Source organism: Rhizobium sp. 0TCS1.26, assembly GCF_050455525.1.
Classification (GTDB): Bacteria; Pseudomonadota; Alphaproteobacteria; order Rhizobiales; family Rhizobiaceae; genus Neorhizobium.
On the sequence record NZ_JBCIYV010000001.1, the window covers coordinates 159,779 to 173,564 of the forward strand.

The window sequence follows — 13,786 nt, forward strand, 5'->3', positions numbered from 1 at the left end:
TGGTGGCGGTTGAAGCAAGGAAAGCATCCTGTGGAATTGGCACTCAGGCATCACGGCCGTTACGAGACATTCGTTCACGAGGCGATGGCGCTGCCGCCGATGCGCACCGCTGTCGTTCACCCCTGCTCGACCGAGACACTTCGATCTGCCGTCGAACTGAAGGAACAGGGCCTGATCGGCCCGGTGCTGGTTGGACCCGAGCACAAGATCAGGTCGGTAGCGGATGCTGCCGGACTGTCGCTTGCCGGCATCGAGATCGAACCGGTCGAACACAGCCATGCAGCAGCCGACCGCAGCGTCGAACTTGCGTCAACGGGCAAGGTCGAAGCCTTGATGAAGGGTAGCCTGCACAGCGATGAGCTGCTGTCGGCCGTCATTCGTTCGCCTGGCCTGCGCTCCGGGCGCCGGATGAGCCACGTCTACGTGATGGATATCCCGGCCTATGACAGGCTCCTCATCATCACGGATGCGGCGATCAACATCAAACCCGATCTCGACGACAAACGAGACATCTGCCAGAATGCCATTGATTTCCTGCATGTCCTCGGCATTGCCCAGCCGCGCGTCGCAGTCCTTGCTGCAGTCGAGACCGTGAAAAGCAAGATGCCGGCAACTCTGGATGCCGCAGCGCTCACCGTCATGGCAGCACGCGGCCAGATCGAAGGCGCGATCGTCGATGGCCCCCTCGCCTTCGACAACGCGATCAGTATCGAGGCGGCAAGCGCCAAAGGCATTCGCTCACCGGTCGCCGGCGAGGCAGACATACTCCTCGTTCCCGACCTGGAAGCCGGCAACATGCTGGCCAAGCAACTTATCTATTTTGCCGGCGCGGACGCGGCGGGCCTGGTCCTGGGAGCACGCGTTCCAATCATCCTGACAAGCAGGGCAGATCCCGCCAAGGTCCGCACGGCATCTGCCGCCCTTGCTAAGTTGGTGGCTGAGAGAGGGCGTATGATGTGGCGCAACGAGATCGGAAACGCTGGATGACTGGAAGACTTCTTCTGACCTTCAATGCCGGTTCCTCAACCGTGAAGATCGGCATTTTCCAGCTCAGTGGAGCAGGACCGCAACGCATCGGCAAGGCCGTGGTGGATTTTTCTGACCGCCCGTTGATGCTCCACCTCAAGGAAGGCCCGACCCGGTTCGAGCTGCCGCTGAAAGGCGATGCGGGTGACAACCTGTCCGACCTGATGGGAGAAGTCCTGCGGGAACTCGGTGCACATTTCGATCTCGATTCGGTGATTGCCGCGGGGCACCGGATCGTCCATGGCGGCGATCTGTTCACCGGCCCGGCGGAGTTGACTTCCCAAACACTCGAACAGATCCGCTCGCTCAACGAACTTGCGCCTCTGCACCAACCTCAGGCGCTGCGGCTGATCCGGGCCGTGAAGCATCTTCACCCAAAGCTTTTCCAGACAAGCTCGTTCGATACGACCTTCCATTCCACCCAGGATGATCTCGTCCGGCGCTTTGCCATCCCGCGGGCCTGGCACGAGCGCGGCATCAAGCGCTACGGCTTTCACGGCCTGTCCTACCAGTATGTGACGCGTGAACTTGCCACAAAGGCGCCGGACATCGCCAAGGGCAAGGTCATCATCGCCCATCTCGGCAGCGGTGCGAGCCTCTGCGCGATCGATGATGGCCAGAGCCTTGACACCAGCATGGGCTTTTCCACGCTCGACGGTATTCCGATGGCGACCCGTCCAGGTGCGCTTGATCCTGGCGTCCTGATGCACTTCCTCGGGCCGCTCGGACGATCGCTCAAGGAGGTGGAGGACATGCTGTATCACCACTGCGGCCTGCTCGGCGTCTCGGGCCTCAGCGGCGATACCCGGGAACTGATGGAAGACGGCGGCGAGCATGCCCGTCAGGCCGTCGACCTGTTCACGTTGCGGATCGCCGGTGAAATTGGCCGGCTGGCGACCACTCTTGGCGGGGTAGACGGCCTGATCTTCACGGCCGGTGTCGGCGAAAACCAGCCGAAGATCCGCGCCCAGATCGCCGACCGGCTGCTTTGGCTCGGAGTGGAACTCGACGGACGTGCAAACGAGCGCAGCGCCTCGAAGATCAGCACTCCTGCAAGCCGCATCGCCGTTCATGTCATCCCCACCGACGAGGAACAGATGATCGCGGAGGAAGCAATGTCCCTTCTCGACGCTGAAGACGACCGCAATCATCGCACGGCCACACAAGGAGCCAGTCATGGAGCATAGCGTCCAACCGAATGCACCGCCCCCGATTACCGATCAGGAACTGGGGCTGATGGACCGTTATTGGCGTGCTGCCAACTATCTCTCCGTGGGACAGATCTACCTGCTCGACAATCCGCTCCTGCGCGAGCCCCTGAAGGCGGAGGACATCAAGCCACGCCTGCTCGGCCACTGGGGCACGACGCCCGGCCTCAACTTCATCTACACGCATCTGAACCGGATCATCCGCAACCGCGATCTCAGCATGATCTATGTCTGCGGTCCGGGCCATGGCGGGCCGGGCATGGTGGCCAGTACCTATCTCGAAGGCACCTATAGCGAGATCTATCCGGAGATCGGCGAAAATGCCGACGGCATTCGAAAACTGTTCCGGCAGTTCTCATTCCCCGGCGGCATTCCAAGCCACGCCGCCCCGGAAACGCCCGGCTCCATCCATGAGGGCGGCGAGCTCGGTTATGCGCTGGTGCATGCCTATGGCGCGGCTTTCGACAATCCGGGCCTTGTCGTCGCCTGTGTCATCGGTGATGGCGAGGCCGAGACCGGACCGCTCGCCGCAAGCTGGCAGTCGAACAAGTTCCTCAACCCTACCCGCGATGGCGCGGTGCTGCCGATCCTGCATGTCAACGGCTACAAGATCGCCAACCCGACCCTGCTCGGCCGCATGGCAGACGAGGATATCGACCATCTCTTCCGCGGTTACGGATACGAGCCGTTCTTCGTCGAAGGACACGAACCGGCAGACATGCACCGACAGATGGCCGTGACACTTGAGATGGTGTTCGACCGCATCCGCGCGATCCAGACGGACGCCCGCGAAGGGATATCATCCGAAGGCTGCCCGCGCTGGCCGATGATCGTGCTCCGCAGCCCCAAGGGCTGGACCGGACCGAAGGAAGTCGACGGCAAGAAGGTCGAGGGCTTCTGGCGTGCCCACCAGGTGCCGGTCTCCGGTTGCCGCGAGGACCAGAGCCACCGAAAAATCCTCGAGGATTGGATGCGGAGCTACGATCCGGACGACCTGTTCGATGCCGACGGCCGGCTGAAGCAGGAGTTGCGGGCGCTTTCGCCTGGCGGCGAACGCCGCATGGGTGCCAACCCGCACGCCAATGGCGGCATGTTGCGCAAGGAACTCATCGTGCCGGACATTCGCGCCTATGCGGTGCCCGTGAAGACGCGGGGCGCCGACATGGTGCAGACGACCGAGATCCTCGGCAGATATCTGCGCGACGTGCTGAAACTCAACGACGCGAGTTCGAACTTCCGCATCTTCGGTCCGGATGAGACGGAATCGAACCGGCTCGGCAATGTCTTCGAAGTCACCGACCGCGTGTGGATGGAAAGGATCGAGCCCTACGACGTCCATCTGTCACGCGACGGCCGGGTGATGGAGGTTCTTTCAGAGCATCTCTGCCAGGGCTGGCTGGAAGGCTACCTGCTGACCGGCCGGCATGGCCTGTTCTCCTGCTACGAAGCCTTCATCCACATCGTCGATTCGATGTTCAACCAGCATGCAAAGTGGCTGAAGGTCTCCCGCGAGCTGCCGTGGCGCAAGCCTATCTCCTCGCTGAACTACCTGCTCACCTCGCATGTCTGGCGGCAGGACCATAACGGCTTCTCCCACCAGGACCCCGGCTTTCTCGATCTCGTCGCCAACAAGAAGGCGGATATCGTGCGCATCTACCTGCCGCCGGACGCCAATACGCTGTTGTGGATCGGCGACCACTGCCTGAAGACCTGGAACCGCGTCAACGTCATCGTTGCCGGCAAGCAGCCTGAACCGCAATGGCTGACGATGGACGAGGCGATCCGACATTGTGAAGCCGGCATCGGCATCTGGGACTGGGCCAGCAACGAGAACGGCGCGGTCGAGCCCGACGTGGTGATGGCCTGCGCCGGCGACGTGCCGACGCTCGAGACGCTTGCGGCAGTCGCCCTGCTGCGCGAGGCAATTCCGGAACTCAGCATTCGCGTCGTCAACGTCGTCGACCTGCTTGCGCTGCAGTCGCAGGACCAGCATCCGCATGGTCTCTCCGACGAAACTTTCGACCGGCTGTTTACCGCCGACCGGCCGGTGATCTTCGCCTATCACGGGTATCCCTATCTCATCCACCGGCTGACCTACAAACGCACCAACCACCGAAACATCCATGTGCGCGGCTTTATCGAAGAGGGCACGACGACAACGCCCTTTGACATCACGGTGCTGAACGAACTCGACCGCTTCCACCTTGCCATCGAGGCGATCGAAAGGGTGCCGGGCCTGAAGGAGAAGGCGGGCGGCGTGATTGAGATGTTCAACGCAAAGCTTGCGGAGCACACGCGGTATGTCCGTGAACATGGTGAGGACATGCCGGAAATTCGCGATTGGAAATGGAGACCGGCGGAGACTTTTGGATGAGCCGCTGAACATCGCGACGCAGCCGAACCTTCGCTTCGGCTGCGTTTGAACAACGTCTTTCCGCTCTTCCCTTGATCATGATCAATGCCAGCGGCCCCTGAGGAGAGGAGGCTCCGGTCTGCGAACATCAATGCGCGAGGGCATCATGACGAGATCTTCATCCACGGATCTGAAGCAGCGCGACGAAAAGTACAGGCCGATCCTTGTGCAGCGACAGCAGCAGCTGAAGGCCCGCCTTGAAAGGATCGAGCATGACTTCGAGCAGCCTCGCGAGCGCGGTGACGACGATCGTGCCGTCGAACGCAATAACGACGAGGTGCTGGAGGAACTCGGAGAGGTCGGGCAAAAGGAACTCGTGGCCATTGAAGCTGCACTTGGCCGAATGAGGCAGGACGCCTTCGGTATCTGCGTCAAATGCGGCAGTCCCATCAGCGATGAACGGCTTGACCTCGTTCCCCACACGCCCTTCTGCCAGTCCTGCTCGCACGCGCTCCAGCTTCGCTAGAACAATCTTGTCGTTATGGGCGACGGCTGCGTGTCGTTCTCTCATCCCTAGCGCAGAGAAACCGGAGTAGCACATGGCTGTCCTGGCCTTGAAAGATCCCGTGGTCGGCGCCGCGGTCGTGCACGGCCTGACGACGCAGGAGGCGACCGAGCGCCTGCAGCGATTTGGACCCAATGTTCTGCCGCAGCCCAAGCCGCCGTTGATCCTCTCCATCTTTCTGCACCAGTTCCGCAGCCCGCTCATCTATATCCTGCTCATCGCGGCTGCGGTGTCTCTCGTCGTCAGCGAACCGGAAGACGCTGTCTTCATCGGCATTGTCCTGCTTGTGAACGGCGTCATCGGCAGTGTTCAGGAGTATTCCGCCGGGCGCGCTGCGATGGCTCTTCGCAACCTTGAGCAACCCCGGGCGACCGTGATCCGAGACGGCCAGACCCGAGAGATCGAATCCCGTCTCCTCGTTCCGGACGACATTGTCCTGCTGGAAGCCGGGGGGCGGGTCCCGGCAGACCTGATGCTGATCGAAGCCAATGATCTCCTCTGTGACGAATCCTTGCTGACCGGCGAATCCCTCCCCGTCCGCAAATCGGTCGAACATCCATCCACCGATACCGCCGGTTCCAAAGCAGCAAGGGCTTTCGCTGGAACACTGATTATCCGGGGACGAGCCACCGGCGTGGTCGTCGCCACCGGCCTTGCGACGGAAATCGGCGCCATTGCCGCGGAAATCGGCAAGGCATCCGTATCCCAGCCGCCTCTGATGATCCGGCTTTCCCGCTTCTCCACCGTCATCGCCTGGACGGTGGGGGCGGCCTCGCTTGTTCTGATCGGCTTTGGCCTGCTTCGAGGCCTGCCGTGGAACGATCTCTTCCTGATGTCTGTCGGTCTTGCCGTCAGCGCCATTCCAGAAGGTTTGCCGATCGCCATCTCGATCGCGCTGGCGATCAGCATGCGCCGCATGGCGAAGCACAACGTCATCGTAAGGCGGATGCCGGCCGTCGAATCGCTTGGCTCCTGCACCATGATCGCAACCGACAAGACCGGAACGCTGACGCTCAACGAATTGACCGTCACCGATATCCGCCTCCCAGACGGCACGGATCTGCTTCTCGATGCACATGCCAATCTCGACGCCTGTGAGATCAGAGGCTCGCAGATGGACCCTGAGGAAGCGCGCGCAAGGGCCGAACGTCTGTTGCGCGCGGCGTCCTTGCCGAACGAAGGCTCGTTGATCAACGATCAAGCCGGCTGGGCAGGGATTGGCGACACGGTCGATGTGGCTCTTCTGGCAGCCGCTCACAAGGGAGGATTGACGCACGACAAGGTCCGAAAGGCCTACCCTCTCCTCTCCCGCATTCCCTACGAGCCCGACCTGAAGTTTGCGGCCTCCTTCCACCAGGCGGGAGAAGGGGTCGGCATCTTCGTCAAGGGAGCGGCCGAGACGCTGATCGACATGGCTGATCGCATGGATGTCGCGGGTCATGCCGTTTTGATCGACCGTGGACGCCTCCTGGCCCAGAAGGAAGAAATGGCTGCGCGGGGGCTGCGGGTTCTTGCCTTTGCAGAGGGAGAAATTCGCAGCGATGGAGAGCAGAATTTCGGGCGTCACCATCTTGTCGACCTCGTGTTTCTGGGCTTCGCCGGCATGCAGGACCCGGTACGGCCGGAAGTGCCCCGCGCGATCAGGGATGCGTGGGCCGCTGGCGTCGAGGTCGCAATGCTGACGGGCGATGATCCACGGACGGCCGAAGCGATCGCCAGGCAGGCAGGCCTGGAATTCGGCACAGATCAGGTGACAACCGGTGATGCCGTGCGCCAGGCGGAAGCGGCCGGCGAGAACCAGCTGGATGAACTGACGCGACGGACGCGCATCTATGCCCGGGTCGCACCCGCGCAGAAGCTGTCCATTGTCCTTTCCATGGCCCGCAACGGCCATTTCGTGGCTGTGACGGGAGACGGGGTGAACGACGCACCGGCCCTCAAGCACGCCCATGTTGGCGTGGCCATGGGGCGCAAGGGCACCGAAGTCGCCAAGGAAAGCGCCGACATCGTCGTCACCGATGACAATTTCGCCTCGATCGTCAGCGGTATTCGGGAAGGCCGCACCGCCTATTCGAATATCCGCAAGGTTATCCTCATGCTGGCAGCAACGGGGGCAGCCGAAATGCTGCTGTTCCTGCTGGCCATCCCGCTCGGTCTTCCGATGCCGTTGCTTCCCGTGCAACTTCTCTGGCTCAATCTCGTGACGAACGGCATCCAGGATGTCGCGCTGGCCGGCGAAAAACCGGAGGGCGATGAGCTTTCCCGTCCGCCGAGACGGCCAAAGGAGCCGATTTTCGATCGCTTGATGATCCGTCGGATCATCCAGTCCATGCTGGTGATCGGCGTCGGCGGCTTCGTCCTGTTCTACTGGCTCTTGGCGCAGGGGTATGAGCTATCCCAGGCCCGGAACCTGCTGCTGCTGCTGTTCGTCATGTTTGAAAACGCACAGACGCTCGCCTGTCGTTCGGAGCGGCAGTCGATCTTCCGCATGTCCGTGCTTGGAAATCCCGCTCTCATCGGCTGCGTGGTCGTTGCGCAAGCCGTGCACATAGCAGCCATGTATGTTCCCTGGCTGCGCGATACCCTGGAACTGGCACCGATCTCTCTGCTGGAATGGGCCTGCATGCTGCTTGCCGCCTCGTCCCTGATCATCGTCAGTGAGCTGGACAAGGCGTTCGCACAAAAGCCGTTCGCGACCAGGCAATCGGCTTGAGCCTTGCAATGACCGCACTTTCGGGGCGGGGCGTTGAGCAAGATCAAGGGCTTCCTCGATCACCATGCCAATCTGACGCGATGTGCGAAAGGAGAGCCTGATGCTGGTACGGGATTTTATGACGGCGAGACCGGTCTACGTGTCGCCAGACACGAGTATCAAACATGCCATTCAGCTGATGCTGGACCACAACGTCAGCGGTCTGCCGGTGATCGGCGACGATGATCACGTGGTCGGCATGCTCACGGAAAGCGATCTTCTCAGCCGCAGCGTGTTCAATGCGGGACGGCAGTCTCCCCCGGACAATCCGGATAACGCATTCTTCGAAAATTACATCCGGACGCACGGAACGACCGTCTCGGACTGCATGACGCGCGAGGTCATTTCCGTCTCACCGCAACAGTCACTCGCCGACGTTGCGGCTCTCGCCAGAACCCACGGGATCAAGAGGTTGCCGGTTCTCCAGTCCGGCAAGCTGGTCGGGATTATCAGCCGGCGCGATATCTTGCGGGCCATAACGGCCGACCGCGATGCCGTGGCGAACGGCGATCTTGCTCTGAGGCTTGCGGTTTCGACGCGACTACGATCGGAGCTCGGTCTTGCGCCGGATCAGCTTGCGGTGGAGGTCAGGGACTCGGTGGTTGAAGTCTCCGGCCCTGCCCCATCGCCCGCGCTAAAGCGTGCCATCCAAGTGGTCGCGGAAAGCGTGGCGGGCGTGGCCGGCATCTGCTTTCGGCCTGGTTGCTGATCGGTCAGCAACTGGGACACCCATCGGGAGCAAGACCGGAGGCATTGCGCGACGCCCCACCAAATTGAGAAATTCCGCGACGCAAAGCGCTTGGGACGATCTTGACATGACCGTGCCCTTTGTCGCTAATTGGCAGGATGTCAGACCAATTTAGTCGCCCGACCGATATTAGCCTGTTTTCTCTTCCGCCCGCCGATCGGACGGCGCGGGTGGGCGAGGCGTTGGCTGCCTATATCGAAGCTGCCAGCCTGAAGACCGGAGACCGGTTGCCGGCAGAGCGGCATCTGATGTCGGCGCTCGGGGTCGGGCGCTCCACCATCCGCGAGGCGATCCGCCGCTATCAGGCGCTGGGCGTCATCGACAGCCGCAAGGGCAGCGGCAATTACCTGCTGAAACCGATTTCAAAGCGCACCGTTCACATGCCGCTGTCGCTCGACACGGAGAACCTGCGCGACGTGCTCTTGCAGACGCTGCAGGTGCGGCGCGGCCTGGAATGTGAAGCCGGCATGGTTGCCGCCCGGATGCGCACGGCGGCGGATCTCGCCGAGATCGAGGCCAAGCTCGACCTGATGGAGCAGGCGCATCACAGCCGCGGCGCGTCCGGCCCGGAAGACCTCGCCTTCCACCTGGCGATCTATGATGCCACCCACAACCCGCTGTTCCGGCAATTGCTCGAACAGATGCGGGAGACGTTCGAGCAGTTCTGGAGCAGCCCGTTCGAGCGCGCCGATTTCGCGCGTCGGTCCTTCCCTTTCCACCGCACGCTGTTCGATGCGATTGCCGCCGGCGACCCCGAGACGGCGCGCGCCGAAACATTGAAAATCCTCGAGATCGTCGAGGAAGACATCAAGGAAATGTCCCGATGACCGAAGGCTCCTCCTCATTCGATCTTGCCTCGCTGATCGTCGCGCATGACGAGGGCAATGCCTATAGCGCCGTCGTGCCGCCGATCGCGCAGACGTCGCTGTTCACCTTCTCAGATTATGACGACATGCTGTCTTCCTATCGCGGCGAAAAGGTGCGGCCGATCTATACCCGCGGTCTCAACCCGACGGTCCGCATGTTTGAGGAAATGCTGGCGAAGCTCGAAGGTGCCGAGGATGCGCTGGGGTTTGCAAGCGGCATGGCGGCGATATCCGCTGCCGTCCTAAGCTTCGTTGCGCCGGGGGACCGGATCGTCGCCGTGCGTCACGTGTATCCCGACGCCTTCCGGCTGTTCGGCACGATCCTGAAGCGCATGAATGTCGATGTGACCTATGTCGACGGCCGTGATGAGGAAGCGGTCGACAAGGCCCTGCCCGGCGCCAAGATCTTCTACATGGAAAGCCCGACCAGTTGGATGATGGAAGCCCATGACGTCGGCGCTCTTGCAGCCCTTGCGAAGAAGCACGGTGCCGTCTCGATGATCGACAACAGCTGGGCAAGCCCGATCTTCCAGCAGCCGATCACACTCGGCGTCGACCTGGTCATCCATTCGGCCTCGAAATATCTCGGCGGCCACAGCGACGTCGTCGCCGGCATCGTTGCCGGTTCGAAGGACATGATCGCCCGCCTCAAGGCCGAGGCATATCCCTATCTCGGCGCCAAGCTTTCGCCCTTCGACGCCTGGCTGCTGATCCGCGGCCTGCGCACCCTGCCGATCCGCATGAAGGCGCATGAAGCCTCGGCGCTTGTCATCGCCCAGCGCCTGAAGGATCTCGACATCGTCGAGCAGGTCTGCCACCCCGGCCTGTCGAACCGCCTTCCTGCCGGCCTCCACGGCACGTCAGGCCTGTTTTCGCTGGTCTTTCGCGAGGGCATCGATATCCGCGCCTTCAGCAACAATCTCAAGCTCTTCAGGCTCGGTGTGAGCTGGGGAGGCCATGAAAGCCTGGTCGTACCGGGCGAAGTCGTGCTGCAGCAAAAAGCGCAGCCAAATTCCGCGCAGGAATTCGGAATTCACGCGCGGTCCGTACGCCTCCATGTGGGCCTCGAGGGAACCGAGGCTTTGTGGAGCGATCTCCAGGATGCGATCGCCGTCGCGTCCTGAACCAACAAAAAACTGGGAGAATTGCAATGAGGACATTGATCGCAACCGCGCTTCTGGCGTCGCTGATGGCGTCGAGTGCACTGGCAGATACGACACTCAAGCTGGTGGAAGTCATCACCAGCCCGGAACGCACGCAGACCCTGCAGTCGCTCGTTTCGAAATTCGAGGCGGATAATCCCGGCACCAAGGTCGAGATCATCTCGCTGCCCTGGAACGAGGCCTTCCAGAAATTCGCAACCATGGTGTCGGCCGGCGATACGCCCGACGTCATGGAAATGCCCGATACCTGGCTGTCGCTCTACGCCAACAACGGCATGCTCGAAAGTCTCGAACCCTATCTGGCAAAATGGGAGAACACCAAGGAACTGACGCCCCGCGCGCTCGAACTCGGCCGCGACGTCAAGGACACGGCCTATATGCTGCCCTATGGCTTCTATCTGCGGGCGATGTTCTACAACAAGAAGCTGCTCTCAGAGGCCGGCGTCGCTGCGCCGCCAAAGACGATGGAGGAGTTCACCAAGGCCTCCGAGGCTGTCTCGAAACTTCCCGGCAAATACGGCTATTGCATGCGCGGCGGACCGGGTGGACTGAACGGCTGGATGATCTTCGCCGCCTCGATGGCCGGCGACAACAAGTATTTCACGGAGGATGGCACCTCGACGATGAACACCCCGGGCTGGTCCAAGGGCATCGAGTGGATGGTCGATCTCTACAAGAAGGGCTACGCCCCGAAGGACAGCGTCAACTGGGGGTTCAACGAGGTCGTGGCCGGTTTCTACTCCGGCACCTGCGCCTTCCTCGACCAGGATCCGGATGCGCTCATCGCCGTTGCCGAACGCATGAAGAAGGAAGATTTTGGAGTTATCCCGCTGCCCAAGGGACCGGACGGCAAGTCCTATCCCACCATCGGCTATGCCGGCTGGTCCATGTTCGCCAAGAGCGAGAACAAGGATCTCTCCTGGAAGCTGATCGCCACCCTTCAGGGCCGCGAGGGCAATCTCGAATGGAACAAGAAGATCGGCGCCCTGCCCGCTTACACATCGGCTGAAAAGGACCCGTTCTATGCCGGCGACCAGTTCAAGGGCTGGTTCGAGGAACTGGCTGACCCCAACACGGTGCCGACGGTGATGCCGACCTATCTTCAGGAATTCGCCTTCTTCAAGGATTCGCTGGCCATCAAGTCGTCGCAGCAGGCGCTGCTCGGCGATATCTCGGCCGCCGACCTTGCCAACCAGTGGGCGGACTATCTCACCAAGGCGCAGCAGAAGCATCTGGCGAAGAAATAAGCCGCGCGCGGACCGGCAGCCCAGCGCTGCCGGTCCGTCTGACCGCGACGACGGCCATCATGCCGCCCACGGGGACTGTTCTGCCAATGACGACCGCAATCACTTCCAGCCATGGCCGCCGGGTGCAAAAACCCCTTCTGGCGCGGCTTGCCGATCATGCCGAACCCTATCTCTACAGCGCCCCGGCGCTGATCCTGATCATCACCGTCATGCTGGTGCCGCTGGTGCTCGGCATGTCCTACGCCTTTCGCGACATCCAGTTGCTCAACCCGTTTTCGGGCGGGTTCATCGGCCTCGACCATTTTCGCGCGCTTGCGCAGGACAAGGCCTTTTTCGGCGCTCTGAAGAATACGCTGTGGTGGACCGGCGCCTCGGTGGTTCTGCAATTCACCTTCGGGCTGATCCTGGCGCTTCTCCTGGACAAGCCCTTCCACGGCCGCGGCATCGTGCAGGCGCTGGTCTTCCTGCCCTGGGCCGTGCCGTCCTTCCTCGCCGGCCTCAACTGGGCCTGGCTGTTCAACCCGGTCATCGGCCCTTTGCCCCATTGGCTGTTTGCGCTCGGGCTGATCGACCAGCCGGGCAATCTCCTGTCCGATCCGCATTACGCCATGTGGGGCCCGATCATCGCCAATGTCTGGTGGGGCATTCCGTTCTTTGCGATCACCCTTCTGGCCGCCCTGCAGTCGATCCCGCGCGACCTCTATGAGGCCGCCTCCATCGATGGTGCCGACTGGATGCAGCGTTTCCTGTCGATCACGCTGCCGTTTCTCGCACCGACCATCGCCATCACCGTGCTTCTGCGCACCGTCTGGGTCGCGAATTTCGCCGACCTGATCGTCGTGATGACCGGCGGCGGGCCGGCGGATCGCACCCAGATCGTCGCCAGCTACATCTTCACGCAGGCGTTCAAGGCGCTCGACTTCGGTTACGCCTCGGCAGTCGCGCTGGTGCTGCTGGTGCTGCTGCTCGCCTATTCCATGCTGATCATCCTGCTGCGGCAGACATTGTTGAACAAGGGGTGAGGCCATGAGACGCTCCATTCTTCCGGTCGTCGCGCACCGGCTGGCGATCCTCTGCTACATCGTCTTCGCGCTGTTTCCGCTGTTCTGGCTGTTGAAGGTCTCGCTGACGCCGAACGACCTTCTGTATTCCGAAGGCGTTCGGATGTGGCCGACACGCACGACATTCGAGCACTATGCCTTCGTGCTGCAGCACAGCGCCTTCCCGACATTCTTCAAGAACAGCCTGATCGTGTCCGGCTCGACGGCGATCGTCGTCACGATCATCGCCTCCCTGTCCGGCTACGCGCTGTCGCGCTTCACCTTCCGCGCAAAATACTGGATCGTCGGGCTGATGCTTTTGACGCAGATGTTTCCGCTGGTCATGCTGGTGGCGCCGATCTTCAAGATCCTGACGCCGCTCGGCCTGACCAACAGCCTGACCGGCCTCGTCGTGGTCTACACAGCCTTCAACGTGCCGTTCGCCACCTTCCTGATGCAGTCCTTCTTCGACGGCATCCCGAAGGACCTGGAGGAGGCGGCGATGATCGACGGGGCAACCAAGTTCATCGCATTTCGCCAGATCATCCTGCCGCTGACGCTCCCCGGTATCGCCGCCACGCTCGGCTTCGTCTTCACGGCCGCCTGGAGCGAACTCCTGTTCGCGCTGATGCTGATCAACGGCAACAATGCTGCCACCTTCCCGGTCGGGCTCTTGACCTTCGTGTCGAAATTCTCGGTCGATTTCGGCCAGATGATGGCCGCCGGCGTCATGGCGCTGATCCCGGCAGCCCTCTTCTTCCTGCTCATCCAACGGTATCTCGTGCAGGGCCTGACGGCCGGCGCGGTCAAGGGGTAGT

At 61.8% G+C, this 13,786-nt stretch carries 11 protein-coding genes; all 11 read left to right on the forward strand.

The features are described 5' to 3' along the window. Positions 1–30: 30 nt before the first annotated feature. The 11 genes from AAIH46_RS00845 to AAIH46_RS00895 all read left to right on the forward strand — a co-directional run bounded on the left by AAIH46_RS00845 (position 31) and on the right by AAIH46_RS00895 (position 13,785). On the forward strand, positions 31–987 hold the full coding sequence (locus AAIH46_RS00845) for a bifunctional enoyl-CoA hydratase/phosphate acetyltransferase (protein WP_430303610.1): 957 nt from the start codon (positions 31–33) through the stop codon (positions 985–987). Further along, on the forward strand, positions 984–2,213 hold the full coding sequence (locus AAIH46_RS00850; RefSeq protein ID WP_430303611.1) for an acetate/propionate family kinase: 1,230 nt from the start codon (positions 984–986) through the stop codon (positions 2,211–2,213). Before AAIH46_RS00845 ends, AAIH46_RS00850 begins: the two co-directional genes overlap by 4 nt. Next, complete coding sequence (locus tag AAIH46_RS00855) at positions 2,203–4,608, forward strand: phosphoketolase family protein (RefSeq protein WP_430303612.1); 2,406 nt, start codon at positions 2,203–2,205, stop codon at positions 4,606–4,608. Before AAIH46_RS00850 ends, AAIH46_RS00855 begins: the two co-directional genes overlap by 11 nt. Positions 4,609–4,753: 145 nt before the next feature. Continuing rightward, positions 4,754–5,113, forward strand: coding sequence for a TraR/DksA family transcriptional regulator (locus AAIH46_RS00860; RefSeq protein WP_430304950.1), 360 nt, complete (start codon positions 4,754–4,756; stop codon positions 5,111–5,113). 73 nt (positions 5,114–5,186) lie between these two features. Beyond that, the gene (locus AAIH46_RS00865; RefSeq protein WP_430303613.1) at positions 5,187–7,865 is read left to right on the forward strand and encodes a cation-translocating P-type ATPase; all 2,679 of its coding nucleotides are present in this window, start codon (positions 5,187–5,189) and stop codon (positions 7,863–7,865) included. A gap of 100 nt (positions 7,866–7,965) precedes the next feature. Beyond that, positions 7,966–8,613, forward strand: a complete 648-nt coding sequence (locus AAIH46_RS00870; RefSeq protein WP_430303614.1) for a CBS domain-containing protein — start codon at positions 7,966–7,968, stop codon at positions 8,611–8,613. A 137-nt stretch (positions 8,614–8,750) separates the two neighbouring features. Next, a complete protein-coding gene (locus AAIH46_RS00875; protein WP_430303616.1) occupies positions 8,751–9,479 on the forward strand; it encodes a FadR/GntR family transcriptional regulator in 729 nt (242 codons plus the stop codon). Beyond that, on the forward strand, positions 9,476–10,642 hold the full coding sequence (locus AAIH46_RS00880; RefSeq protein WP_430303617.1) for a PLP-dependent transferase: 1,167 nt from the start codon (positions 9,476–9,478) through the stop codon (positions 10,640–10,642). The genes AAIH46_RS00875 and AAIH46_RS00880 overlap by 4 nt, the downstream gene beginning before the upstream one ends. Before the next feature lie 26 nt (positions 10,643–10,668). Next, positions 10,669–11,928, forward strand: coding sequence for an ABC transporter substrate-binding protein (locus AAIH46_RS00885; protein WP_430303618.1), 1,260 nt, complete (start codon positions 10,669–10,671; stop codon positions 11,926–11,928). Between the two features lie 86 nt (positions 11,929–12,014). Continuing rightward, complete coding sequence (locus AAIH46_RS00890) at positions 12,015–12,950, forward strand: carbohydrate ABC transporter permease (RefSeq protein ID WP_430303619.1); 936 nt, start codon at positions 12,015–12,017, stop codon at positions 12,948–12,950. 4 nt (positions 12,951–12,954) lie between these two features. After that, positions 12,955–13,785, forward strand: coding sequence for a carbohydrate ABC transporter permease (locus tag AAIH46_RS00895; RefSeq protein WP_430303621.1), 831 nt, complete (start codon positions 12,955–12,957; stop codon positions 13,783–13,785). Position 13,786: the final 1 nt, after the last annotated feature.

What these genes read in the sequence shown, in the direction of transcription:
- AAIH46_RS00865 (WP_430303613.1), top strand. Translation starts at nt 5,187, where the DNA reads ATGGCTGTCCTGGCCTTGAAAGATCCCGTGGTCGGCGCCGCGGTCGTG.
- AAIH46_RS00880 (WP_430303617.1), top strand. Translation starts at nt 9,476, where the DNA reads ATGACCGAAGGCTCCTCCTCATTCGATCTTGCCTCGCTGATCGTCGCG.
- AAIH46_RS00850 (WP_430303611.1), top strand. Translation starts at nt 984, where the DNA reads ATGACTGGAAGACTTCTTCTGACCTTCAATGCCGGTTCCTCAACCGTG.
- AAIH46_RS00875 (WP_430303616.1), top strand. Translation starts at nt 8,751, where the DNA reads ATGTCAGACCAATTTAGTCGCCCGACCGATATTAGCCTGTTTTCTCTT.
- AAIH46_RS00885 (WP_430303618.1), top strand. Translation starts at nt 10,669, where the DNA reads ATGAGGACATTGATCGCAACCGCGCTTCTGGCGTCGCTGATGGCGTCG.
- AAIH46_RS00895 (WP_430303621.1), top strand. Translation starts at nt 12,955, where the DNA reads ATGAGACGCTCCATTCTTCCGGTCGTCGCGCACCGGCTGGCGATCCTC.
- AAIH46_RS00860 (WP_430304950.1), top strand. Translation starts at nt 4,754, where the DNA reads ATGACGAGATCTTCATCCACGGATCTGAAGCAGCGCGACGAAAAGTAC.
- AAIH46_RS00855 (WP_430303612.1), top strand. Translation starts at nt 2,203, where the DNA reads ATGGAGCATAGCGTCCAACCGAATGCACCGCCCCCGATTACCGATCAG.
- AAIH46_RS00870 (WP_430303614.1), top strand. Translation starts at nt 7,966, where the DNA reads ATGCTGGTACGGGATTTTATGACGGCGAGACCGGTCTACGTGTCGCCA.
- AAIH46_RS00890 (WP_430303619.1), top strand. Translation starts at nt 12,015, where the DNA reads ATGACGACCGCAATCACTTCCAGCCATGGCCGCCGGGTGCAAAAACCC.